The 25,768-nt window shown below is 58.2% G+C and carries 17 protein-coding genes; 3 read left to right on the top strand and 14 right to left on the bottom strand.

Annotated features, from left to right (window positions below):
• The first annotated feature begins 4 nt into the window (after positions 1-4).
• Both mnmC and ACGK9W_RS05225 read left to right on the top strand, forming a co-directional pair.
• Positions 5-1,903 carry a bifunctional tRNA (5-methylaminomethyl-2-thiouridine)(34)-methyltransferase MnmD/FAD-dependent 5-carboxymethylaminomethyl-2-thiouridine(34) oxidoreductase MnmC gene (mnmC, locus tag ACGK9W_RS05230; RefSeq protein ID WP_405419398.1) on the top strand — a complete coding sequence of 633 codons (1,899 nt, stop codon included), beginning with the start codon at positions 5-7 and terminating at the stop codon, positions 1,901-1,903.
• 73 nt (positions 1,904-1,976) lie between these two features.
• Positions 1,977-2,609, top strand: a complete 633-nt coding sequence (locus tag ACGK9W_RS05225) for a CBS domain-containing protein (RefSeq protein ID WP_405419395.1) — start codon at positions 1,977-1,979, stop codon at positions 2,607-2,609.
• Between the two features lie 12 nt (positions 2,610-2,621).
• On the opposite strand, the gene ACGK9W_RS05220 is transcribed toward ACGK9W_RS05225, so the two are convergent.
• The 5 genes from ACGK9W_RS05220 to ACGK9W_RS05200 form a co-directional block, all read right to left on the bottom strand.
• Complete coding sequence (locus ACGK9W_RS05220; protein ID WP_405419392.1) at positions 2,622-5,372, bottom strand: hypothetical protein; 2,751 nt, start codon at positions 5,370-5,372, stop codon at positions 2,622-2,624.
• A gap of 144 nt (positions 5,373-5,516) precedes the next feature.
• Positions 5,517-7,553: an NAD-dependent DNA ligase LigA gene (ligA, locus tag ACGK9W_RS05215; RefSeq protein WP_405419389.1), complete on the bottom strand. Its 2,037-nt coding sequence runs from the start codon at positions 7,551-7,553 to the stop codon at positions 5,517-5,519.
• Positions 7,554-7,626: 73 nt separating this feature from the next.
• The gene (gene zipA, locus ACGK9W_RS05210) at positions 7,627-8,640 is read right to left on the bottom strand and encodes a cell division protein ZipA (protein WP_104271056.1); all 1,014 of its coding nucleotides are present in this window, start codon (positions 8,638-8,640) and stop codon (positions 7,627-7,629) included.
• A gap of 122 nt (positions 8,641-8,762) precedes the next feature.
• The gene (smc, locus tag ACGK9W_RS05205) at positions 8,763-12,257 is read right to left on the bottom strand and encodes a chromosome segregation protein SMC (RefSeq protein WP_405419386.1); all 3,495 of its coding nucleotides are present in this window, start codon (positions 12,255-12,257) and stop codon (positions 8,763-8,765) included.
• A 1-nt stretch (position 12,258) separates the two neighbouring features.
• Positions 12,259-12,942: a GntR family transcriptional regulator gene (locus ACGK9W_RS05200; protein WP_008174408.1), complete on the bottom strand. Its 684-nt coding sequence runs from the start codon at positions 12,940-12,942 to the stop codon at positions 12,259-12,261.
• A gap of 284 nt (positions 12,943-13,226) precedes the next feature.
• Here ACGK9W_RS05200 and ACGK9W_RS05195 point away from each other — a divergent pair, with 284 nt between their 5' ends.
• Complete coding sequence (locus tag ACGK9W_RS05195; protein WP_405419381.1) at positions 13,227-14,153, top strand: GGDEF domain-containing protein; 927 nt, start codon at positions 13,227-13,229, stop codon at positions 14,151-14,153.
• A 3-nt stretch (positions 14,154-14,156) separates the two neighbouring features.
• Here ACGK9W_RS05195 and rluB read toward each other — a convergent pair whose 3' ends face one another.
• The 9 genes from rluB to ACGK9W_RS05150 form a co-directional block, all read right to left on the bottom strand.
• A complete protein-coding gene (gene rluB / locus ACGK9W_RS05190) occupies positions 14,157-15,143 on the bottom strand; it encodes a 23S rRNA pseudouridine(2605) synthase RluB (RefSeq protein WP_288367413.1) in 987 nt (328 codons plus the stop codon).
• Between the two features lie 39 nt (positions 15,144-15,182).
• Entirely contained in the window at positions 15,183-15,821 is a 639-nt protein-coding gene (gene scpB / locus ACGK9W_RS05185) for an SMC-Scp complex subunit ScpB (protein WP_286804031.1), read from the bottom strand.
• Positions 15,822-15,863: 42 nt separating this feature from the next.
• A complete protein-coding gene (locus tag ACGK9W_RS05180; RefSeq protein WP_092032874.1) occupies positions 15,864-16,697 on the bottom strand; it encodes a ScpA family protein in 834 nt (277 codons plus the stop codon).
• A 59-nt stretch (positions 16,698-16,756) separates the two neighbouring features.
• The gene (locus ACGK9W_RS05175) at positions 16,757-17,932 is read right to left on the bottom strand and encodes a tryptophan--tRNA ligase (RefSeq protein WP_008174397.1); all 1,176 of its coding nucleotides are present in this window, start codon (positions 17,930-17,932) and stop codon (positions 16,757-16,759) included.
• A gap of 159 nt (positions 17,933-18,091) precedes the next feature.
• Positions 18,092-18,964, bottom strand: coding sequence for a succinate--CoA ligase subunit alpha (sucD, locus tag ACGK9W_RS05170; protein WP_008174394.1), 873 nt, complete (start codon positions 18,962-18,964; stop codon positions 18,092-18,094).
• A complete protein-coding gene (gene sucC, locus ACGK9W_RS05165; protein ID WP_008174392.1) occupies positions 18,964-20,130 on the bottom strand; it encodes an ADP-forming succinate--CoA ligase subunit beta in 1,167 nt (388 codons plus the stop codon). Before sucC ends, sucD begins: the two co-directional genes overlap by 1 nt.
• A gap of 36 nt (positions 20,131-20,166) precedes the next feature.
• Positions 20,167-21,609, bottom strand: a complete 1,443-nt coding sequence (gene lpdA, locus ACGK9W_RS05160) for a dihydrolipoyl dehydrogenase (RefSeq protein ID WP_008174390.1) — start codon at positions 21,607-21,609, stop codon at positions 20,167-20,169.
• Positions 21,610-21,644: 35 nt separating this feature from the next.
• Positions 21,645-22,874, bottom strand: coding sequence for a 2-oxoglutarate dehydrogenase complex dihydrolipoyllysine-residue succinyltransferase (gene odhB / locus ACGK9W_RS05155; RefSeq protein WP_405419376.1), 1,230 nt, complete (start codon positions 22,872-22,874; stop codon positions 21,645-21,647).
• A gap of 25 nt (positions 22,875-22,899) precedes the next feature.
• A complete protein-coding gene (locus ACGK9W_RS05150; RefSeq protein ID WP_008174385.1) occupies positions 22,900-25,737 on the bottom strand; it encodes a 2-oxoglutarate dehydrogenase E1 component in 2,838 nt (945 codons plus the stop codon).
• Positions 25,738-25,768: the final 31 nt, after the last annotated feature.

Here is a 25,768-nt window from a genome sequence, read left to right as displayed (position 1 = left end):
CACCGTGGACCGTGCTCCCCTGCCGCCCGGAATAGAGCCCGCTGAACTGGCTTGGCACGACGGCGTCCCGGAGTCCATCCGGTTCGGCGATGTCTATTTCAGCCGTGACAATGGTCTCGAGGAAACACGCTACGTTTTCCTGCAACACAACCAGTTGCCCGAACGTTTCGCACAGATTCCCGAGGGCGGCAATTTCGTTATTGCCGAAAACGGCTTTGGAACGGGCCTGAACTTTCTCGCTGCGTGGCAAGCCTGGCAGCGACACGCTCCGGCCCATGCGGCGACGCTGCACTTCGTTTCCGTTGAACGTTTCCCCCTCACCCACGAGGACCTGGCCCGGGCCCTGGCACAGTGGCCCGAACTGGCGGCGCTGGCCAACGAACTGCTTCTGCATTACCCACCCCTGGTGCGCGGGGTACACAGGCTGGTCCTGGGCGGGGGGCAGGTTCGACTGACGCTGTTTTTCGGCGACATTACCGACGCCTGGAAATCCCTGGATTTTCAGGCCGACGCCTGGTTTCTGGACGGGTTCGCCCCGTCCCGCAACCCGGATATGTGGTTGGAAAACATCATCAACAAGATCCGTGCACACAGCAAGCCGGGCACAACTCTGGCGACCTTTACCTCCGTTGGCCGGATTCGTCGGACCTTGATGGAAGCCGGATTCCGGATGGAAAAAACCGCCGGATACGGTCGCAAACGGGATATGCTGAAAGGCATTCTTGTCGAGGAGAACCCGGCACCCATCAAAACGGCTCCCACGGAACAAAAGGAATCGATCGCAATCATCGGCGCAGGCGTTGCCGGCTGCGCACTGGCAAGAAACCTGGCAGACCGGGGCTACCCGGTAACACTGATCGACGCCCATGGCCCGGGTGCAGCGGCCTCCGGCAACGCCCAGGGCGCCCTGTATGTGAAGCTGGGCGTAGAGTTCAACGACCAGACCGAGCTGGCGCTCACAGCCCTCACGTTCGCGCAGCGTTTCTACCACAACTGGCGCGACCAGCACTGGCATCCGACCGGCCTGCTACAGCTGGCCCACAACTCCCAGGAAGCGGACCGGCAGCGGAGGTTTCTCCAAAGGAACGACTACCCCGGGAGTATCTTTTACCCGGTGAGCCGGGAACAGGCCAGCGCCCTGACAGGCGTGCCCACGGAATCCGGCGGGCTCTGGTTCCCCGGCAGTGGCTGGCTCGAACCCGCACACCTTTGCAAGGAACTGGCGAACCACCCGCTGATATCCACACTGTTCCATAGCGAGGTCAACAATCTTCGGCCTTTGGCCGGAACATGGAGCATTTCGACAGAAAACAACAGATCGATCACCGCTGACCGGGTGGTCATCTGCTCGGGCCATCTCAGCCCGGAGCTTATCCCGACAAAGGGTCGTTTCCGGCTGAAAGCCATTCGTGGCCAGGTTAGCCACCTGCCAGCGACAGCTCTCAGAGGCCCAACGGCCGTTATCTGTGGGAACCGGTACCTCAACCCTGCACTGGGCGAGTTTGCCGTAACCGGCGCAACCTTCGATCTACGTGATAACAACCCTTTGCCCACCGTGGAAAGTCATAACGAGAACATCGACGAACTCGGCTCGATGCTGCCTGCGGTGTTTTCCGATGAAAGCGATGCGCTTCGCGGGGAGGAACTCAGTGGCCGGGTTGCCTTCCGATGCACCACCCATGACTACCAGCCGGTGGCCGGACCCGTTTTCGACGGCGAGAGCGGCGATCTCGATAGCCTTTACCTGCTTACTGGCCTAGGCAGCAAAGGACTAACCTACGCACCGCTCCTGGCCGAATATCTAGGTGACTTGCTTACCGGACAACCTCCCTGCCTTCCCGCGAACCTGGCCAAACGCCTTGAAACGCGACGCCTCTATCAGACGAATGTGGTGGTTTCGTAATAAACTCCAGCTGAAGTTTCCGGTCAGACTGCCGATAACCACTGAAATAGTGGCATAGTCACGGAGAGAACCCATGTCCATTTATGTCAGCGAGCCCGGCCGCCCGATCGGAACCAGGCTACCGGAAACATTCCGGGCAAGGCCCGTGGGTGATGTTACAGAGCTGGCAGAAACCCAGAGCATCAATCCTGGCCGAAGTGAGGCAACGGACGCCGAGTTCCAGCAGGCCGCCAATGCCGGTCGCTACAAAGCACTTGAGGAATACGGCGCGGCGGCCGCTGGCGAGCGTCGGGAAGACCGCCCTTATCTGCCGGTATCCAGCATCTCGTCTCAAACCCTGTATTCCGTTCCGGCGTCTGCAACGATTTCTGAGGCTTTAACCGTCATGGACGAGCACCAGGTGCATCACCTTGTGATCATGGCGGATAACAACGTTGCCGGCCTTGTCGACCTGCGTTGGCTCCTGGGCTGGCTTCACGAGAACGAAGCCGATGCCATGAGCCAGAGCCTGGTTCACATCGAGTTGCCCGCGTTCCTGACAGCCTCACCCGAGACCGATGCCCACCAGCTCGCCAGGCTCATGCTGGCCCACCAGCTCAACGCAGCCCTGGTGGTAGATGCCAAAGGCGCCGCCTCCGGAATTGTTACCAGCACGGACTACCTGCGACTTTACGCCAGCGCCGGCCGCCATCAGGGAACGGTGTAGTTCCAACGTCATCTAATTCAGAGGCGTCAACAGCTCTCCCTCTGGACTGAAGAGAAGCACATACCAGTTGTTGCCGACTCGGGTTAATGCAGGTATTTCGTCATCGCGGTAGTTTTCGAGATCCACTATGGCAGAGTCATCGGCCGCAAGCTGGTATCGCCAGTTGTTTCTGAATTCCGACTCTTCCTCTTCCGTCTCCGGTTCTGTAACCAGCGATACCCGGGCAGCGATGCCCTGCTCCATTCCGGACACCACACCGCCGCTGGCGAAGTCGCCGTTCGTGGTACCCGCCACAACCATGTCGCCATCGAAATCAGCCAACCCAAGAAATGCCTCGCTGGACTGATCGTCTTCGTCATTCAGGGTGAAGGCCCGACTGACATTCCCGGCGGCTGAATATCCCAGCAGGAACCCGGCAGCACTGGAAAGCGCCTCCCTCTCCAGAACGGGGTCTTCCTCGTCCTGCTCCAGCACAGAATAGGATCCATCACTGGCACCAATCAGCCAGAGCGTGCTACCGGTATACAGCCCGTTGGAAACCGGTTCATCGCCAGTGGTGCCAACCTGTTTGACATCAAGTTCGCTGGTGGCACTGGAGGCGTTAAAGAAGAAGGCATCAATGCCGCCGATGACTGAAGCGCCTTCCACAGATCCCGCGGCCGAACCAAACAACCCGGGGTTCACTGATTCTGTGCTGCCGCCGGCAACACGGTCATCGGCTGCTGAGCCGGCCTGGCGGGTCCAGGCAACCGCAGGCTGCTGCGTGTTGCCGTCCAGTTCAGTATCAATTCGCTGCAGGAAGCTGTCCCTGCCGCCCGATCCCTGCTGCTGATCAAACACACCTTCCGTTTCCCCGGCCAGAATGACATAGCCGGTGTCACGGTTGATTCCGGCCCAGCGAACCTGATCATCAGCATCCGTTCCGGTCCGGATGGTCCAGGTGGGAACGTATTCGCCACCGTTGGTGGCGGAATCAAACCAGTAAAGCGATGTCACTGAATCCAGGCCGCCCAGACCGGACGTTCCCGCCACAGACTGATCGGTGCTGTAGGCCACGACAAATTCGAACCGGTCTACCTTCGTCCCACCCTCGGTCACCTTCCGTTGCACCACGTTTATGACCGGATCCGGAGCGCTCAGGCTGTCGCTCGCAGAGGATATGTCAACCTGCTGCAACTGAGTGCCTCGTTGGTCAAAAATCCGCACCAGCACCCTGTCGTTATCCTGGGTGTCGTAGCCGGCAACGAACAGCCTGCCGTCATGGCCCATCGAGATGTCTGTGGCCACAAAGCCGTCGCCAGGGTTCAGAGCAAGCGGAGACGTCAGCTCGTTGAGGCTGATCCGGATCAGGTTTTCAGCCTCCGCCCGGGCATAATCCTCTCGACCGGCCTGGAAGTTCTCGTTGAGGCCCAGCAGGATAAACCGGTCGCTGAAGGCCGGGTTCGCATAGCCGGCCTCCGGTACCCGAATCCGGAAAGGCACTTCATCGGTCCCTTCTGGAAAAATCAGTTCGTCATTCTCAACCCAGTTTCCGTCTTCAAGTCGCTCGATAACGAACTCGGATTCGAGACGTGCGGTGGAGTCTTCGGTGTGGCTCAGCTTCGCAAAAATATCCCGGTCTCTGTCTCCAGAGAGTCTCGCGACGTATTCGCGCACAGCACCTACGTTCAGCGTATCCCTGCCGCCACCGTTTACAGTTTCCAGCGACAGAACCGGCTCGTTGTCCTGAATGGACAAATTGGTAACGACACCACCGTTACCGCTGCCAAGACCGGCCAGACCGGATCGTACTTCTGTCAGTGCCAGGCGAAGGGACTCGACGGGCTCGGCAAAGCTGTCCTCGACCACCTCCAATGGCAGATAACACTCGGTAATACCCGGCTCAAGTGTGATCACGCCGCGCGTATAGAAGCCCTGTTCGTCAAGCTCATAGTCGATATAGCCCAGCTCGCTTTCCCCCGTCTCATCGCGAGGCAATGAACTGTTGCTGCCCAACCCGACAATGTCCGTGCCGAGGATCGCATCTCCCGCATTGGAGGCACTGTGATCGCAGTTCTGGTGTGGAGGCGAGAATCCGACGTCGCAACTGGATGCGTCATAGTCAGACAAAAGCTCAAAAGCTACCGCTACCTGGGTTACCGACGGTTGATCCAGGGTAACCTTGACGAAGACGCGGCGCGTCGGAAGTGTCAGCTCCCTGGTACCGGATACGGAGCCGTCATCGTTGTAGAGATTAATGGTAACGCTGTGCTCACCCTCGGTTTCAAGATCGGGCAAGGTGCATTGTTCGCGGTTACTGGCAGGGATTTCCGGGCTTTCACCTTCCGTAAACGGCTCTGCATCCAGAGACATTACATTGTATTTCACGTCAATATCGAACGGCTGGGCGCCGGCCATGCGGCCGTCGGTTGTTACCAGATTGATGCCTTCGGTCTTGCCCAGGTCCGCCTCTCCTCGACTACCGCCGGTGAGACCGGGGACACCGCGCATAATGATGCCCTGGCGAGCCTTGTTACTGGTGTCCTCGAGCGCCAGCCAGGACGGCGCATTGGTCAGGGAATAATCAAGGATATCTTCGCCACCGTAGGCCCCGAAGTTGTAGGAGTATTCAACACCGAGATAGGCGAACACTGGGGGTACGCCAAGGATTGTGGGCTGGTCGGGATACTTTTCCGTCTTGCACGCAGCAAGCCCCAGTGAAAGCAGGGCCAGAACGGCAAGTTGGCGAACAGGATGAATGCGGGAGTGAAAATCGGCGCCCATGAAAAAATCCGTTTCTATCGTTGTTGTTATGGCAGCGACCGCCCGGATGGAACATGAACACCGGGCGGTTTACACACCGTTACAGAACAACGCCATGGTAGCCAATTTGATACGCAGGGGATCTGCGCGAGTTCTCAGATTCGGTTAGCCCGCGCCCTGGCCGTGCTCTTCCAGCAACGCCACCAGCCCGGCTTCATCAAGAACAGGTACCTCTAACTGTTCAGCCTTGGCCAGTTTGGAACCGGCGGCCTCGCCAGCCACCACGCAGGCCGTCTTTTTAGAAACGCTTCCGGCCACCTTGGCTCCAAGGGATTCCAGCTTCTCTTTGGCTTCGTCCCGTGTCATTCCGGAAAGCGTACCGGTCAGCACCCAGGTCTGGCCTTTCAGAGGCTTCTCTCCCTCCCGGACTTCCTCTTCCTGCCACCTCACACCGGCTTCACGCAGGGCATCCAGGGTTTCGCGATTGTGGGTCTGCTCGAAAAAGCTACAGATATGACCCGCAACGATCGGCCCGACATCCGGAACCGTTTGAAGGCTCTCTTCATCCGCTGCAGCAATGGCCTCCAGAGTTCCGAAGTGGCCCGCCAGGGCTTTAGCGGTGGCCTCCCCCACCTCCCGGATGCCAAGGGCATAAAGGAACCGCCAGAGCACGGGGTTTCTGGCCCGATCAATGGCAGCCACCAGATTGGCCGCCGACTTTTCTCCCATTCGCTCAAGTTTCACCAGGTCGTCGGTGGTCAGGCGATACAGATCGGCAACGGTTTCCACCATGCCCTGATCCACCATGATATCTATCCACTTGTCTCCAAGGCCCTCAATATCGAGGGCTTTGCGGGAGGCATAGTGGCGAATGGCTTCCTTTCGCTGCGCGGGGCAGAACAGGCCCCCAGAGCAGCGGGCAACGGCTTCACCTTCGATCTGGATAACATCCGAGTCGCACACCGGGCACTGTCGGGGCAATTCTACTTCCCGGGCGCCTGAGGGGCGTTTTTCGGCCACCACTTTGACTACCTGCGGAATCACATCTCCGGCGCGGCGAATGAACACGGTATCGCCGATATGAACATCCAGTCGGCGAATTTCGTCCATGTTATGGAGGGTGGCGTTGCTCACCGTTACACCGCCCACGAACACGGGTTTTAACCTCGCAACCGGGGTAACCGCGCCAGTACGACCGACCTGGAATTCCACGTCCTCGATAACCGTGAGTTCCTCCTGAGCCGGAAACTTCTGGGCAATCGCCCAACGAGGGGCCCGGGATACAAAACCCAGGGCCTTTTGCTGGTCAAGCCGGTTCACCTTGAAGACGATACCGTCGATTTCGTAGGGGAGTCCGTCCCGTTTGTCCATCAGCTCGCTGTAGGCTTCGAGGCATTCCTCCGCGCCCTTGGCCTTGCGCATCTCGGGATTAATACGGAAACCCCAGCTCTGGACTCTCTTGAGCCCCTCCCACTGGGTATCCGGCAAGAGGCTTTCGTCGGTTACCGCAACGCTGTAGGCGCACATTTCGAGAGGGCGTCTGGCGGTTACTGTCGATTTTTTCTGCCGGAGGCTGCCGGCCGCCGCATTACGGGGATTAACGAAGGTCTTCTCGCCACGCTCCGCCAGGCGGCGATTAAGCTGCTCGAAACCGTCCTTCGGCATGTAGACTTCGCCGCGGACCTCCACCAGATCGGGCACGTCGTCGCCACGGAGCTTCAGCGGCACCGAGGGAATGGTTCGGATATTGGCGGTTATGTCCTCCCCGGAATAGCCATCCCCCCGGGTGGCGGCGGTCGTCAGGGCGCCATTCTCGTAGTGCAGGCTCACCGCCAGCCCGTCCAGCTTCGGTTCACAGACATACTCCACGTCCTCAGTGATACCGAGCCGGTCTTTTACCCGCCGGTCAAAGTCACGAAGTTCGTCCTCGCTGAACGCATTGTCCAGCGACAGCATGGGCAGCCTGTGCACTACCTCCTCAAAGCTGGTTTCCGCGGCGCTGCCAACCCGCCGCGTGGGCGACGTGTCCGAAGCCAACTCTGGATAATCGGTTTCCAGGCCCTGCAATTCCCGGAACAGCCGGTCGTATTCCGCATCTGGAACACGCGGGTCATCCAGCACGTAATAGCGGTAGTTATGGTCATCAATCGCCGAACGGAGTTCTTCAACACGCTGAATGATGTCGGGCGTGGCTTTGCTCATGGACTGGCACTCTCGTCTCTCAAAAAAATGCCCGGAACAAACCGGGCATCTGGCCTTCTTTTACCGCCTGGTTTCAGACTCGCTGGGAACGTTGCTTGCGCTCGAACTCCCGAATCCTCTGACGGCAGTGCTCGATTGTTTGAGGGGTCATCACGCTCCGGCGCTCATCCTTAAGCTCGCCGCCAAGGTTACGAACCACGGCCTGGGCTGTCTCAAGCATGAAGTCAAACGCCTGCAGCGCATTGGTGGGCCCGGGCATACTCATGAAGAAACTGATACCGGGCGTGGCCAGGGTCGGCATATCGCCCGGCTTGAACGTGCCGGGTTCCACGGCATTGGCAACACTGAACTGGACCGGGCTGGTGGTATCGGACTCCTCGTGCCGGTGATAAATGTCCATATCACCATGCTCCAGACCACAGGCTTCGAACAACTTCTTCAGGGCCACCCCCTTGAAGTCTTCACCGCTCTTGGCCAGGACATTGATCACAATCACTTCCCGGGCCTCAGGGCGATTCGCACCTGCCAGCGGCTGACCACTGACCGCTCGGGAAGGTTCACGCCGTGCCGTATCTTCCTCTACTTCGGTTGTTACCGTAGGCGGGACTGCTTCCACTTCATCTTCGATGGCCCCCCAACCTGATTCGAGCTCGGTTTCTTCGGGCTCATGACTGGACAACCCGAAATCGGGATCCGACTCAACCGGTTCATCGTGATACTCGGCAGCCGGTTCGCTGTCCGGCCCAGGATGCAGATCCGGTTCTGGCGACTCCCGATGTTCTTCCTTGGCAGCAGCGGTTACCGGGCGGGTCGGTTTGGGTTTCGGAGAACCAAATCGGCTGGGCTTTTCACGCTTTACATACCCACGCTCTTCAAGTGTGTCGCGGGAGATGGTTCGTGCGCCGCCGTTGGGCAACTCCGGGTTGTATTCGTCATCGAGTGGTGAATCCTCGAGCTCATCGGCGCCCATGCCCGATGAGATTGCCATGGATTCCTTCCGGGCACGCCGCATGCGGCGCACGCCATCAATGACAATGCCGATAATAACCAGGGTACCGATGGCAATTAACCATTCCCTAAGTGACATAGTGCTGCTGTCCTGTTTGCAGATCCCGTAACGTTGCTACTCTAAGAAAAGCCCGTAATGAATACAACGCACACCCGGGCCAGATGGCGTTATTGTCATGGTCGCCTGAATTCTGAACAGCCTCAAGCCTCTGCGAGAGCCGCTGCCTCGTCTACATCGACCGACACCAGGCGCGAACACCCCGGTTCATGCATGGTTACGCCCATCAACTGATCCGCCATCTCCATGGCAATCTTGTTGTGGGTAATGTAGATGAACTGAACCTGCTTGGACATCTCCTTGACCATGTTGGCATAGCGGCCCACGTTGGCATCATCCAGCGGCGCATCCACCTCGTCCAGCATACAGAAGGGTGCCGGGTTGAGCTGGAAAATCGAAAACACCAGTGCGATCGCCGTGAGGGCCTTTTCGCCGCCCGACAGCAGGTGAATGGTGCTGTTCTTCTTGCCCGGCGGCCGCGCCATGATCGCAACGCCGGTTTCCAGAAGATCCTCACCGGTAAGCTCCAGGTAGGCGTTACCGCCTCCGAACACTTTGGGAAACAGAGCCTGCAGACCACCGTTCACCTGGTCAAAGGTTTCCTTGAAACGCTGCCGGGTTTCCCGGTCTATTTTCCGTATGGCGTTGTCCAGTGTTTCCAGGGCTTCCATCAGGTCTTCATGCTGGGAATCCAGGTAGGTCTTGCGCTCACTCTGAACCTGATATTCCTCAATGGCCGCCAGGTTAATCGCGCCCAGGCGCTGAATTCGGTTGCCAATTCGCTCCAGTTCGTCTGCCCAGTCTTTTTCATTCGCACCCTCGGGCAACTGGGCGAGGATATCCTGAAGTTTTACGTCCAGCTCCTTGAGCTGATCGACATGATTCCCGGAACGGATTTCCAGGGCCTGGGACTCCATTTTCAGTTTTTCGAGTCGGGACCGGACTTCCTGAATGCGATGATCGGTTCCGCTTCTGCCCTGTTCCTTTTCCCGCACTTCCCGATCAATCTCTTCCAGCGCGTCGCGAGCAGCGCCCAGCTTTTCCTCTTCCGCCAATCGCCGATCCAGCAGCCCTTCGAGCTGCATCTGCAGGTCTTCGATGGGCTCTTCGGCGCTTTCCCGGGACTCCCTCAGAATCTCCAGGCGCTCGTCGATACGCTCCTTCTGCAACTGCATCCGATCAATCGTCTGCCTGAGGCCGTCCCGTTGACTGTGTAGGGTCTGCAGCTGGAGCTGCAGCTGATGCGCGTGGTCACGGTCGTGCCGGGCCTCCTGGCGAAGCCGGTCCAGGCTTTCGCGCAAGGTATCGCGCTGCTCCAGCAACCGCTCTTTCTCTTCATCGCTGTCTTCGGTGGAAGCCAGCGCCAGTTGCCAGTCTTCCCGGGCATCCTGAAGACTCTCTTTCTGGCCCTCGAGGTTTTCGGACACGTCCTGGATATCGTCCCGGATTCGCTGCAGACGGGCATCAATCTGCTCGGCACGTGCTCGCAGGCCGCTGACCCTGGACGCCAGGGTGCTCAGTTCACGATCTGCCTCGCTCAGACGGGTCTGCGCCTCATCCCGGGCTGCTTCCGAACGCTCTGCCCGCTCCTGAAGCTCTTCCAGCCGTTCGGTAGCCGCCTCCAGCGCCTCCTCCGCCTCGGCCAGCTGCGCGGTCAGTTCCGTCACCTTCTTCTGCCGCTCAATCACACCGACCTGGCCGGCATCAGAGTCCGGCATCAGGACCCACTCCCGGGATATCCAGACGCCCTGGGGTGTCATCAGGCTTTGACCGTCCCGAAGCCCCGATCGCATACCCATGGCGTCAGAGACGGTTTCGACGGTATCGATGCCGCGAAGCAACGAGGCAATTCCCGGCACTCCGGAAACCTTGGCCGCCAACCCGGAACGCTCACTGCCGTCTGTGGCTTCTGCCTCCACCAGCGCCAACCCCTTTGGCGCTTCTTTCATGGCGGACGAGAGCTGATCAATATCGGGAAGGCAGAGACCCTGGGTAAACCGCCCGATAACCTGTTCGACAGCAAACTCCCAGCCATCGGTAATCTGAAGCTGACTGGCCACCCGGGGCATATCGCTGAGAGCGTTCTGTGACAGCCAGGACTGCAGAACATCATCCCCGGCCCCCATCTGCTCATCCAGAAGGGATTGCTGGGACTCCAGGGACGCACGAAGGCTCTGCACCCGTTGGCGTTCTTCAGAGAGCGCCTGCTCGGCATCACGCTGTTGCTGCCGGGCTTCGTAGAGCTCGTCCTGAACGGATGCAATCCGTTCGGCCGCCTCTTCGCGCTTCAGCTCCAGGGTTTCCTGCTGTTCCAGCAGGTCTTCGAGCTCGGCGCGGTCCATCTGACCTTCCAGCAACTCCTGTTCGTCCTGAAGCTTGCGTTGGCGGGCCAGCAGTTGCTCAATGGCATCCTCAAGCGAGCGGATTCTGGACTGGGCCAGCTCTGCCTGGCGCCGCGCGTCCGACGAACGGGCACTGAAGTCTTCCCACTGGTGCTGCCAGTCGCTCATGGCGTCTTCGGCCTGCTGCAACTTCTCACCAGATTCCTCGGAGCGAACTGCCAGCGCTTCCTGCTCCGGCTCCATCATGTCGAGTTCTTCCTGGATTCCCGCAAGCTTGTCCTCATCCTGCTCCAGCTCGCGGGCCAGTTCTCTCTGGTTCGCCATGGCCTGGTCCAGCTCAGCCGCCATTTGCCGGCTCCGTTCACGCTGGTGTTCGAGGCTCTGCTCAATACGGGCGATATCGGCCCCGGCTTCGTAATAGCGTGCCTGTGCCCGGTTGAAATGCTCGGTCCGTTCCTGGTGATTGTCGCGCAGGGATTCCAGGGAGGTCTCCAGGCTGACCCGCTCGGTGAGGTATTTCTCAAGCTCGAGCTCGGTATCCCGGATCTTGCCTCGCCAGGCTTGCAAGTCATTGTCGAGGGATTGCCAGCGAAGCACCGTCAGTTCGGCTTTTTTCTGGCGCTCTTCCTGCTTGTAGGCCTTGTACTTCTCGGCTGCGGCTGCCTGACGCTCCAGGTGTTGCAGTTGGCGGCCCAGCTCTTCTCTCAAATCGGTCAGACGCTCCAGGTTTTCCTGGGTCCGGCGGATACGGTTCTCCGTTTCCCGGCGCCGCTCCTTGTATTTTGAAATGCCGGCCGCCTCTTCAATATAGATCCGAAGCTCTTCCGGTTTGGCCTCAATCAGCCGGGAAATCATGCCCTGTTCGATGATGGCATAGCTCCGCGGGCCGAGACCGGTGCCGAGGAACAGGTCAGTAATGTCGCGACGCCGGCACTTGGAGCCATTAAGGAAATACTCGGACTGCCCTTCCCGGGAAACGCGGCGGCGAACGGAGATTTCGTTGAATTTCACGAATTCACCGGGCGCGGACCCATCGCTGTTATCAAACACCAGTTCGATGGAGGCCTGTCCCACAGGCTTTCTTGCGCTGGAACCGTTGAAGATAACGTCTGTCATGGATTCGCCGCGCAGGTACTTGGCGGAGCTCTCCCCCATGACCCAACGCACCGCATCGATGATGTTGGACTTGCCGCACCCATTGGGGCCGACCACGGCCGTCATGTTGGAGGGGAACGGAACCGTGGTGGGATCTACGAACGATTTGAAGCCGGACAGTTTGATGGACTTCAGCCGCATATCAGGCGCTCGCTTCCTGCCGGAGGATCGTCAACACCTGCTGCCGCTGGTGCTCCCCAAAGGCCTGGATAACGGCTTGCAGCCGCTCAGTGTCGTCGTTGACGGCGGCATCCGCCAGCTGCCGAAAGAAGGTGGCCGTTTCACCGATTTCTTCCCGGAAGTGTTCCAGCGCCACGAAATAGGTGCGGCTGATGGCCGGCCGAAAATTCTCGAGGGTTTCTTCCAGAAACGGGTTCTCAACCAGGCCGTAGGCGTAACGCATAACCCCGAAACCCGCATCAATAACCTGCTCGGCGGCGTCGGCACTGGTGGCGTTCAGGGCATCAATGACTGCCTGCAATTCACGGACCTGACCCATGACACCGCCAAGCTCCCTGCCGGACCAGCGCTCAAGTACCTTCCGCCCCAGCATGCAGAGGAGGTCGATATAGATGTCGTAGAGGCTGTTGACGCTTTCTGGCGTCAGGCTGGACACCACCGCACCCCGACGAGGGAAAATCTCGATCAGATGACGGCGTTCCAGAATGAGCAGTGCTTCCCGAACGGAGCCACGGCTGACATTCAGTTCTCCCGACACCTTCAATTCCTGAATGCGTTCGCCGGGCTTGAGATCTCGCGTGATGATTCGTTGACCCAGATGCTGGGCAATTTGTTCAGACAGACTTTCCGGGGCCTGAAACCTCATAAAGTTGGTCACTCATTCCTGAAGACGGCACGATTTCAAACGCAGAAGTTTACCACAGGGAATCTATAGCCCCACCCCTTGTCTGACATTTTGCACAGCCCGGGAACATCGCGGCAAATCACTGCCGGTTTTTTGACGGCAAATCAGGAACGACAGCCGAAAAATCAGAAACCAAGTGATTTTAGCCTCGTTACTCGCTGTTTTTGTTCATTTTTAATGACTGGGCACGGTTTCTGCTTTGCACACCCAGAGCACTGTAAACTTCTGCGACAGAGTGAACCGTAGTGAAAAACATACCGTCGATCCATCAGTCTCCTTCCCAGCCCCAGAAACTGGCCGCGCTGCGTCAGGCACACCAGGACTGGAACAATACGCCGGATGTACTCACCAGGCTGACGCGCCGGCTGTCTACCACCCTGTCGCTGGAACAGCAGCTGGCGATCCTGGCCGAAGAGCTGGTCGCTATTGTTCCATTCAGTGCGCTCAACTACCGGCACCGGATCGGGAAACAGGATTTCGTCTATGCCACAGGCATGGGGGGCCCACACCGCTGCGAGTACCGGCTGAGTCTCGAAGGTGTCAATTATGGGACCCTGGTACTGCAACGTCGGCAGAGGTTCTCGGAACAGGAGCTGGAAGGCGTCGAAATGGTTCTGAGTGCGGCGATCTGCCCGATTCGCAACGCCTGCCAGTACGTGGCCATTGAGCAGGCATCTCTGACAGATTCCCTGACCGGCATACCCAACAAACGCGCCCTGGACGACGCTCTGCAGCGTGCCAGCCTGTTATCAGAGCGCCATGGCGAGCCCTACTCGCTCGTCCTCTGCGATCTGGACCACTTCAAGACGGTGAATGACACTCACGGCCATGTGGTTGGCGACCATCTTCTGCAATTGGCCGCGTGCGAGATCGAGAAGTCGATCCGAACCTCGGATTCAGTCTACCGCTTTGGCGGCGAGGAGTTCGCTATCCTGCTCCCGCATACCTCGGAGCAGGATGCCAGGGATGTAGCAGAGCGCGTTCGCGAAGCGATCGCCGCTATCCGGGTTGATGGCGGAGAGAAGGAACTGAAGGTCACAACGAGTTGTGGCGTTGCCACCTTCCTGCCCAAGGAGGCGCCCCAGGCCTGGCTGGCAAGGGCGGACGAGGCACTCTATCGCGCCAAACACCAGGGCCGTAACTGCACCCGGGTGTTTGCCACCATTTCGTAACGATCAGCCCCGGGGGGTCTTGCTTCGGGCTCTCTCTGGCCGGGGAGCACGCCCGGCTGGTTTGGCAGGTTTGGTGTCGCTGACAGCCCATTTGTTGCCGGGGGTTTTCTTACCGGACCGGCCAGGACTTTTCCGCCTCTGGCGGTCGTGGGCCGCTTTCTCATTTGGCGTTTTCTGCGGAATCTCAACCGCTTCGAGACCAACCGTGCGGCTCAGGGTGTCTACTGCCCGCTGATCCAGCTCTTCCCATTTTCCTACGGTCAGCCTGCTCGGCAGGAAGATCGGCCCGTAGCGCACGCGCTTCAGCCGACTGACACGAACACCCTGGGATTCCCACAGACGACGCACTTCCCGGTTGCGCCCTTCCAGCAAGGTCACGTGGAACCAGCGATTTATACCGCTACCGCCGGCCGGAGAGATATCGGTGAACTTGGCCATGCCATCTTCCAGGAGAACGCCCTGAAGCAGGCGCTCGATCATCGCATCGTCCACTTCCCCGAAGATCCGTACCGCGTATTCCCGATCAATCTGGTTGGACGGGTGCATCAGGCGATTCGCCAACTCGCCGTCTGTGGTGAAGAGCACCAGACCCGTGGTATTGATATCCAGCCGTCCGATGGAAATCCACCGGTGCTCCTTGAGGCGTGGCAAACGATCAAACACCGTCGGCCGCCCCTCAGGATCCTTTCGAGTGGTAACTTCACCCTCCGGCTTGTTATAGATCAGTACCCGGCGCATCACTTCCGCCGCACCGGACACTTCCAGTCGCTTGCCGTCGAGTTCGAAGCGATCCTCAACAGTCGCTTTTTGCCCGGGCGCCACAGGTTGCCCGTTGACCAGCAGGCGGCCGGCTTCCATCCAGCCTTCAATTTCCCGGCGCGAACCGATGCCCGCGCGGGCAAGCAATTTCTGAATACGCTCTGGCCCACCACCCTGGCTCGCGTTGTCCTTGGCTGGTCTGGCTGGTTTGTTGGGGCGTTCTGCCGCCATGAAATCAATCCTTAGTATCTGACTGACACCCGAATGGCGTCAGTGAAGTGTCTGGCTCGAAGATTCGTCGTCGTTCTCGGCAGTCGTTGATTCGAACTCGATCTCCGCCTGCATGTTCTTTTCAATTTCCCGGCCGATCTCTTCAAGATCGCGGACTTCATTCAGGGGCGGCATCTGATCCAGGCCCGTGAGGTTAAAGTAGTCCAGAAACTGTTTCGTAGTTGCATACATGGCCGGACGGCCGGGAACATCCCGATGCCCAACGACGCGAACCCACTCTCGCTCAAGCAGGGTGCGAATGATATTGCTGCTTACCGTAACACCCCGAATATCCTCGATTTCACCCCGGGTGATTGGCTGCCGATAGGCGATCAATGCCAGGGTTTCAAGCAACGCCCGGGAATAGCGCTGGGGCTTTTCCTCAAACAAACGCCCGACCCAGGGCGCGAATTCTTCGCGGACCTGAATACGGTAGCCACTGGCAACCCTCTTCAATTCAAAACCGCGCCCTTCGCAAGCCGCTTCCAGAAGTACCATGACATGTTCCATTACCTGGCGTGCGGGGCGTTCCTCTTCACTGAACAGGTCCCGAAGCTGGTCGAGAGACAAGGGTTTGCCCGCAGCCAGCAGGGCCGCTTCAGCAATCGCCTGTATTCTCAGCAGGTGTTCTTCGTTCATGGTGTCTGATCCGTATTTCCGTGCTTTGAACGTTGGGAGCCCCTAGCTGGCTGCCCTGGCTCGAACATGAATAGGGCCCAGCACCTCGGCCTGGACAACCTCAATCAGCTGCTCTTTGACCAGCTCAAGCGTGGCCAGGAAGGTCACCACGACGCCGAGCCGACCCTCTTCAATCGTAAACAGGCTTTCGAATGTCACAAAATGATCATCCTGAAGCACCGACAGGATTGCGGACATGCGCTCCCGGGTCGAAAGCCTTTCCCGTTCAACATGGTGACTGGTAAACAGGTCTGCCCGCTGAAGAACGCCTTGCAGAGCCAGCAGCATTTCCCGCAAGTCTACATCCGGATGGGGCTGACTGGAGGGCATCTTCGGCAGCGCGGCGGAGGCGGCAAAGGTATCGCGTTCCAGGCGCGGTAATTCATCAATATCTTCAGCAGCCTGCTTGAACCGTTCGTATTGCTGAAGCCGGCGAATCAGTTCTGCCCGGGGATCAACCTCTTCCTCATCGTCGCTTTCCTGTCGAGGCAACAGCATCCTCGATTTGATCTCCGCCAATGTGGCGGCCATCACCAGGTATTCCGCAGCCAGCTCGAACCGCATGGCCTCCACGGCACCGATGTAATCCATGTATTGCCGGGTAATTTCGCTAACGTCGATGTCCAGAATGTTCATGTTCTGGCGACGGATGAGATACAGCAGAAGATCCAGGGGCCCTTCGAACGCCTCAAGGAAGACCGCAAGGGCGTCCGGCGGAATGTACAAATCCTTGGGAAGATCCACCACCGGCTTGCCGGACACCCGCGCCAGGGGCGACTGCTCCGGTGCAGCGTCCTCGGCTTCGGGCGTGGCCTGATCGGTGGATTCTTCAGTCATAACCTTTCACTCCGGGTCAGCGCACTGGCTGTATGCTCGTGGCACCGACTCCTGCGGATTCAGCGGTAATGAAGCCCCATGGCGGCCCGGACTTCCTCCAGGGTGTCGCGGGCGGCGTCGCGGGCGTGTTCGCGACCTTCCTGGAGAATGGAATGAACCAGATCCGGATTGCCCTCATACTCCCGCGCGCGTTCGTGGAGCGGACGCTGCTCCTCGACAATCGCGTCAATCAACGGCTTCTTGCAATCCAGGCAACCGATGCCGGCACTGCGACAACCGGTCTGCACCCACTCCTGAGTGTCAGCATCGGAATAGATCTTGTGCATTCCCCACACCGGGCACTTTTCGGGCTCACCCGCATCGGTGCGCCGGACCCGTTGGGGGTCGGTCTGCATGGTGCGAACCTTCTGGGCTACGCTGTCCGGCTCTTCCCGCAGACCGATATAGTTGTTGTAGGACTTGGACATTTTCTGCCCATCCAGCCCCGGCAACTTGGATTCCGGCGTCAGCAGCGGTTGGGGCTCCGGCAAAATCACCTTACCGCCACCTTCAATGTAACCGTAAAGACGCTCACGATCGCCCAGGGAGATATTCTGTTGTTCTTTCAACAGAGCACGGGCCGTTTCCAGAGCGTCCATGTCGCCCTCTTCCTGGTAACGCCTCTTGAGATTGCGATAGAGCTTGGCGTTTTTCTTGCCCATCTTCACGATGGCACCTTCCGCCTGCTCTTCAAAGCCTGGCTCACGACCATAGATATGGTTGAACCGGCGCGCGATTTCCCGGGTGATTTCAACGTGGGAAACCTGATCTGCACCAACGGGCACTTTTCCTGCCCGGTAAACCAGAATATCTGCACTCTGAAGCAGCGGGTAACCCAGGAACCCGTAAGTCGCCAGATCCTTCTCCCGCAGCTTCTCCTGCTGATCCTTGAACGTCGGCACGCGTTCCAGCCACCCGAGTGGCGTGATCATCGAGAGCAGCAGATGCAGTTCGGCGTGCTCGGGCACCTGAGACTGGATAAACATCGTGGACGAGCCCGGGTTCACGCCGGCCGCCAGCCAATCGATGACCATATCCCAGACGCTTTGTTCAATGCCGGAGGGGTCATCGTAGTTGGTGGTGAGTGCGTGCCAGTCCGCCACAAAGAAAAAACATTCGAATTCATGCTGGAGTTTAACCCAGTTTTTCAGCACACCGTGGTAGTGGCCAAGGTGAAGCTTGCCGGTCGGACGCATGCCGGACAAAACCCTTTGCTGGGAATCTACAGAACTCAAAGCACGAACTCCTTATTTGGTATTGGAACCGCCATCATAGTTCAGGCGACCCGGCATTATAAATAAAAAACCCCCGCTCTGCAGGGCAGAAACGGGGGTTTTTACTGAAAGAAGGCCAGCTTACCAGCCAGTGACTTCCTTCAGGGCCTGACCGATCTCGGCCAGACTGCGTACGGTGCGAACACCAGCGTCTTCCAGGGCGGCAAACTTATCGTCTGCTGTACCCTTGCCACCGGAGATGATGGCGCCCGCATGGCCCATGCGCTTGCCCGGAGGCGCAGTAACACCAGCGATGTAGGAAACCACCGGCTTGGAGACGTTCTGCTTGATGTAGGCCGCAGCTTCTTCCTCGGCGGTACCGCCGATCTCGCCAATCATCACAATGGCTTCTGTCTCGGGATCTTTCTCGAGCAGGGCCAGAATGTCGATGAAGTTGGAGCCCGGGATCGGGTCACCACCAATACCGATACAGGTGGACTGACCGTAGCCGAAGTCAGTGGTCTGCTTGACCGCTTCGTAAGTCAGGGTGCCTGAGCGGGACACGATGCCAACCTTGCCCTTCTTGTGGATGTGGCCAGGCATGATGCCGATCTTGCACTCGTCCGGAGTGATAACACCCGGGCAGTTCGGACCAATCATGCGAACGCCTTTGCGATCCACGTATTCTTTGGCGTACAGCATATCGATAGTCGGGATACCTTCAGTGATACATACGATCAGCTGAATGCCGGCATCCGCCGCTTCGATGATGGCGTCCTTACAGAACGGCGCAGGTACGTAGATAACGGTCGCTTCAGCGCCGGTTGCTTCAACGGCGTCACGCACGGTGTTGAACACCGGCAGACCCAGATGCTCGGTACCGCCCTTGCCGGGGCTGACGCCACCAACCATCTTGGTGCCGTAAGCAATCGCCTGCTCTGAGTGGAAGGTGCCCTGTGCGCCGGTAAAGCCCTGACAGATAACCTTGGTGTCTTTGTTAATCAGGATGCTCATTATTTACCCCCTGCGGCTTTAACAACTTGCTCTGCCGCATTCGACAGACTGGTAGCGGCAATGATGTTCAGACCGCTCTCGGCGAGTACCTGAGTACCCTTCTCCGCGTTGTTGCCTTCAAGGCGAACCACAACAGGAACCTTGACGCCGACTTCCTTCACGGCACCGATAATGCCCTCTGCAATCATGTCGCAGCGAACGATACCACCGAAGATGTTGACCAGAACCGCCTTCACATTGGAGTCAGACAGGATGATCTTGAACGCCTCGGAAACACGTTCCTTGGTTGCACCGCCGCCAACGTCCAGGAAGTTGGCAGGCTGGCCGCCGGACAGCTTGATGATGTCCATGGTACCCATGGCCAGGCCGGCACCGTTGACCATGCAGCCGATGTTGCCTTCCAGGGCTACGTAGTTGAGCTCCCACTTGGCCGCTTCCGCTTCCCGGGAATCTTCCTGGGAGGGATCGTGCATCTCGTGGATCTTCTTCTGGCGGTACAGTGCATTGCCGTCGACGCCCACTTTGGCGTCCAGGCAGTGCAGATCACCAGCCGGGGTAATAACCAGCGGGTTGATCTCTACCAGTGCCAGATCGCACTCTTCGAACAGCTTGGCCAGACCAACGAAGATCTTGGTGAACTGACCGATCTGCTTGCCTTCCAGGCCCAGCTTGAACGCGAGCTCGCGGCCCTGGTACGGCTGAGCGCCAACCAGCGGGTCGATTTCGGCTTTCAGGATCTTCTCGGGCGTTTCTTCGGCAACCTTCTCGATCTCAACACCACCTTCGGTGGAGGCCATGAACACAATGCGGCGAGTGCCACGATCAACAACCGCGCCCAGGTAGAGCTCCTGGTCGATGTCGGTGAGGGATTCAACCAGGATCTTGCTCACCGGCTGGCCGTTTTCATCTGTCTGGTAGGTTACCAGGTTCTGGCCCAGCCACTTCTCGGCAAACTCACGGATCTCTTCTTTGCTCTTGACCAGCTTTACACCGCCAGCCTTACCACGGCCACCTGCGTGAACCTGGGCTTTCACAACCCATGCATCACCGCCGATTTCACCAGCTGCGTCTACAGCTTCCTTCGGAGTATCACAGGCAATGCCCTTGGATACTGGCAGGCCATATTCAGCGAAAAGCTGTTTGCCCTGATATTCATGCAAATTCATAGTTAATGTCCCGAATTAAAAAATTCCTGGTTTGCGTTACTTCTTCTTGCGGCGGTTGGCGATGTGGATCGCGCCACCACCGACGGCCAGAGCTGCTTCATGCACGGACTCGGACAGAGTCGGATGTGCAAAACAGGTCAGGGCCAGATCTTCGGCGCTGGAACCGAATTCCATGGCGATTACGCCCTGGGCAACGATTTCAGAGGCCTGGGGACCAACTACATGGAAACCGACAATGCGGTCAGTTTTTGCGTCAGCAATGATCTTGACCAGACCGGACGCCGAGTTTGCAGCCATTGCACGACCGTTGGCCGCAAACGGGAAGGTACCTACGTTGTACTCTTCACCTTCTGCCTTCATCTGCTCTTCGGTTTTGCCAACCCAGGCAACTTCCGGGAAGGTGTAGACAACGTTCGGGATGCAGTCGTAGTTCACCTGAGGCTTGTGCCCGGCAATACGCTCCGCAACCATGATGCCTTCTTCAGACGCCTTGTGGGCCAGCATGGGTCCACGAACCACGTCACCGATCGCCCAGACACCCGGGGCTTCGGTTTTACAGTTGTCATCAACAAAGATGAAGCCGCGCTCATCCATCTGGACGCCGGAATCTTCCGACAACAGGTTGTCGGTGTAGGGTCGACGACCAACAGCCACGATCAGCTTGTCGAACTTGGCTTCGTGCTTGCCCTTGGAATCCTCGTAGTTCACGTTCACCAGCTTGCGCTTTACTTCCGCGCCAGTCATACGCGCACCCATGACGATGTTCAGCCCCTGCTTCTGGAACTGTTTCAGGGCATCTTTTGCTACCTGCTGGTCAACGGCCGGCAGGAAGGTGTCCTGGGCTTCCAGAACGGTGACTTCCGCGCCCAGGCGGGCCCAGACACTGCCGAGTTCCAGGCCGATAACGCCGGCACCAATTACACCCAGACGCTTCGGCACCTCGGTGAACTCGAGGGCACCCTCGGAATCCACGATGTATTCGCCGTCGAAGGGCGCGGGCGGAATCTGGATCGGCTTGGAACCGGTGGCCAGAATGATGTTTTCGGCTTCGTAGGTCTTCGATTTGCCGTCCTTGTCGGTTACTTCCACCTTGCGGTTGGCCAGCAATTTGCCGTGCCCATGGATGGAAGTCACGCCGTTGGACTTGAACAGCCCTGCGATACCGCCGGTCAGCTGCTTAACGATGCCGCTCTTGCGCTCCATCATCTTGCCGATGTCCATTTTGACATCCTTCGCGATGATGCCCTGCATCTCGAAATCGTGGCTGGATTCCTCAAACTTGTGGGAAATCTCCAGCAGCGCCTTGGAGGGGATGCAACCAACGTTCAGGCAGGTACCACCCAGCACCTGCGCCTTACCGTCTTCTGAAGTCCAGGACTCGACACACGCGGTCTTGAGACCCAGTTGTGCCGCTTTGATGGCAGCTACGTAGCCCCCGGGGCCTGCACCAATGACAATGACGTCGTACTTATCAGACATACTTTTATCCCGTTTCCGATTCGTTAAATGTCGGCTCAGACGTCCAGCAGAATACGTGCCGGGTCTTCAAGCATTTCCTTGATGGCAACGAGGAACTGCACCGCTTCCTTACCATCAATCATCCTGTGGTCGTAAGAAAGCGCCAGGTACATCATCGGCTGAATTTCCACCTTGCCGTTCACGGCCATCGGACGCTCCTGGATCTTGTGCATGCCCAGGATGGCTGTCTGCGGAGGGTTCAGGATCGGTGTGGAAATCAGCGAACCGAAGATACCGCCGTTGGTAATTGTGAAGGTACCGCCGGTCATATCTTCAATGGCCAGTTTGCCTTCTTTCGCCTTGGTGCCGTACTCGACGATCTTCTTCTCGATGTCGGCCAGACCCATGGCGTCGGAATCACGCAGAACAGGAACCACCAGGCCGCGATCGGTGGAAACCGCCACGCCGATGTCCTGGTAACCGTGATACACCATGTCGTTACCATCGATGGACGCGTTCACCGCCGGGAAGCGCTTCAGGGCTTCGGTGGCAGCCTTGGTAAAGAACGACATGAAGCCAAGCTTGATACCGTGACGCTTCACAAAGCTGTCCTGGTACTGCTTGCGCATCTCCATGATCGGGCCCATGTTCACCTCGTTAAAGGTGGTCAGCATGGCTGCGCTCTGCTGGGCATTAACCAGACGCTTGGCGATGCTCGCACGCAGGCGGGTCATCGGTACGCGCTTCTCGGGACGTTCGCCCTGGCTGACGTTGACTTCCGGCATACCAGACGCAGGCTGGGGTGCGGCAGCACCGCCGGAGGACTTGGCGCTGTCTACGTGGTTCTGAACGTCTTCCTTGGTTACGCGGCCATCTTTACCGGTACCCTTGATGCTGTTCGGATCGACGTTATTTTCCTCAGCCAGCTTTCGGGCCGCCGGGCTCAGGATGGCTTCGCCGGAAGATGCCTCACTCTTGGCTTCTTCCTTCGGAGCCTCTTCCTTGCTTTCTTCTTTCTTACCCTCGGCAGGCTTGGATTCGCCCTTGGCGCCTTCCTTGAACTTGCCGACTACCTCACCACTTTCAACGGTATCGCCTTCGTTCTTGATGATTTCTTCAATCACGCCGTCAGCAGGCGCAACAACCTCAAGAACAACCTTGTCGGTCTCGATATCGACAATCAGCTCGTCACGGGAGCAGGCTTCACCCGGCTGTTTGTGCCAGGTCGCGACAGTACCTTCCGCGACCGACTCCGGGAAAACGGGGGCTTTAATCTCAGTTGACATTACAGATCCTTAGTTCGGTAGCTCGTCAAATTTCAAACGCGTCGTTAACCAGTTTCTTCTGCTCTTCAATGTGGACCGACATATGGCCACAGGCAGGAGCAGCCGAAGCGTCACGACCGGCATATTGAAGGTACAGCTTGGGGTTCAGGCGGTGCAGCGCATTACGCATGTGATGCTGGCTGCAGTACCAGGCACCCTGGTTCATCGGCTCTTCCTGACACCAGACAACGTGCTTGAGCTTGGAGTACTCGCTCAAGAGCTCGTCAAGATCGTCTCCGGGGAAAGGATACAGCTGTTCGATCCGGACAATGGCCACGTCATCACGCTCGTCCGACTTCTTCTTTTCAAGCAGATCGAAATACACCTTGCCTGAGCACAGGATCAGACGGGTGACCTTCTTCGGATCGGACGGTTCTTTCTCGGGCAGCACCGTCTTGAAAGTACCGCTGGTCAGATCATCAAGATCAGACGTCGCTTCCTTATGCCGCAGCAGGCTCTTGGGCGTAATGGCTACCAACGGCTTGCGCAACGGGCGTTTTACCTGGCGCCGCAGCATATGGAATACCTGGGAAGGCGTGGTCGGCACGCAAACCTGGATATTATGCTCTGCACTCAGTTGCAGGAAACGCTCAAGGCGCGCCGAGCTGTGCTCTGGCCCCTGCCCTTCGTAACCATGGGGCAGCAGAAGGGTCAGACCACAAAGGCGTCCCCACTTGTGCTCACCACTGGTCAGGAACTGGTCGATTACAACCTGGGCACCGTTGGCAAAATCGCCGAACTGCGCTTCCCAGACCACAAGGCCATCAGGCGCGGTCGTGGCGTAGCCGTACTCGAACGCCATTACGGCTTCTTCCGACAGCAGCGAGTCGTAAATTTCGAACTTGGGCTGATCTTCCGACAATTCCGCCAGAGCAATATGGGTCGATCCATCTTTCTGGTTGTGAAGGACGGCATGGCGGTGAGAGAACGTGCCACGGCCAATATCCTGCCCCGTAAGGCGGATTGGGTGACCCTCGTCCAACAGCGTCGCATACGCCATGACTTCACCGTAGCCCCAGTTGATAGGCAGGGCGCCGGCGGTCATTTTTTCGCGGTCGGAAACAATCTTGGAGACCTGACGCTGGATACTGAAACCTTCAGGGACCGAGGTCAGTTTCTTGCCCAGCTTCTGGATCGTCTTCAGCGCAACGCTGGACTTGCACTTGGCTGTCCACTCGTGGCCGAGGTAAGGAGTCCAGTCAACGTAGAGCTCTTTGTTGGGCTCTTTGACCAGGGATTTGACCACGTGCTCGCCATTATCCAGGGCGTCACGGTAGTCGTTCTCCATCTGCTTGGCTTCTTCCTCGGTGATAACACCGGCTTCCACCAATTGATCCACGTACAGGTTGCGGGTGGTCTTCAGCTTGCGGATTTTCTCGTACATGACCGGCTGGGTTGCTGCCGGCTCGTCCGCTTCGTTGTGACCACGACGACGATAGCAGACCAGATCGATCACCACGTCGTTCTTGAATTCGTTGCGATAATCCATCGCCATCTGTGTCACGAACATGACCGCTTCAGGGTCATCCGCATTCACATGCAGAATCGGCGCCTGGATCATCTTGGCAACGTCGGTACAGTATTCCGTGGATCGCGCATCTTCCTGCTTGCTGGTGGTAAAACCAACCTGGTTGTTGATCACGATATGAATGGTGCCACCAACGCCGAAGCCGCGGGTCTGGGACATCTGGAAGGTTTCCATCACCACGCCCTGGCCGGCAAATGCTGCGTCGCCGTGCATGATAATCGGAACGACCTTGGTGCCCTCATTGTCGTTACGGCGGGTTTGACGAGCCCGGACAGAGCCCTCAACAACCGGAGAAACGATTTCAAGGTGTGACGGGTTAAACGCCATTGCCAGGTGAACTTCGCCACCCGGCGTCATCACGTTGGATGAGAAGCCCTGGTGGTACTTCACATCACCGGAGCCAGAATCTGCGAGCTTCTTGCCCTCGAATTCGTCGAAAAGCTCCCGCGGATTTTTGCCCAGGGTGTTTACCAGAACGTTGAGGCGGCCACGGTGAGCCATACCCAGGACGATTTCCTTGGCACCATAGGAGCCGGCACGCTGAATCAGCTCGTCAAGACATGGGATCAGACTCTCGCCACCCTCAAGGCCGAACCGCTTTACGCCGGGGTAGCGGGACCCCAGGTACTTCTCGAGGCCTTCGGCGGCCGTCAGGCGCTCAAGGATATGCTTACGGGTGTTATCTTCGTATGCCGGGCGTGAACGAACCGGCTCCATGCGCTGCTGGAACCAACGCTTGATGCGGGTATCCACCACGTGCATGTATTCGGCACCGATGCTTTCGCAATAGGTCTGGCGCAGGCCATCGACAATGTCTCCGAGCTTCATGGTCTCGGAGCCAAGGTTCAGGGAGCCGGTCTGGAATTCGAGATCCCTGTCAGAGTCGGATAGCTCATGAAATTCGGGATCGAGGTCTTCGACCCGGGGACGCTGCCATACACCGAGCGGGTCCAGCTTCGCTTCCTGATGACCGCGGAAGCGATAGGCGTTAATCAGCTGGAGAACACGAATCTGCTTTTTGTCCGCATCAGACGTGGCGCTTGCGGGAACGCCGCCGCTGGCAAGAAAGCGCTGATTGCGGGAAATGTGTTCAAACTGTTCGCGGATGGAAGAGTGGACAATGTCACGGCCCTTGTAGCCATCGACACTGGGAAGCTTGTCGAAATAGCTGCGCCACTCTTCGGGAACGGCGTTGGGGTCTGTCAGGTAGGTTTCAAAAAGCTGTTCAACATAGGCGAGATTTCCACCCTGGAGGTGGGAAGTCTGCCATAACTGCTCCATTATGCTTTCGTGCATCTTGAATAGCTCACCTTGGGCTGGTGCGGGG

The sequence above is a fragment of the Marinobacter flavimaris genome (assembly GCF_045057155.1).
In the GTDB taxonomy this organism is placed as follows: Bacteria; Pseudomonadota; Gammaproteobacteria; order Pseudomonadales; family Oleiphilaceae; genus Marinobacter; species Marinobacter manganoxydans.
The sequence above is the reverse complement of the archived record's forward strand: the minus strand, read 5'-3'. Positions and strand labels throughout refer to the sequence as shown.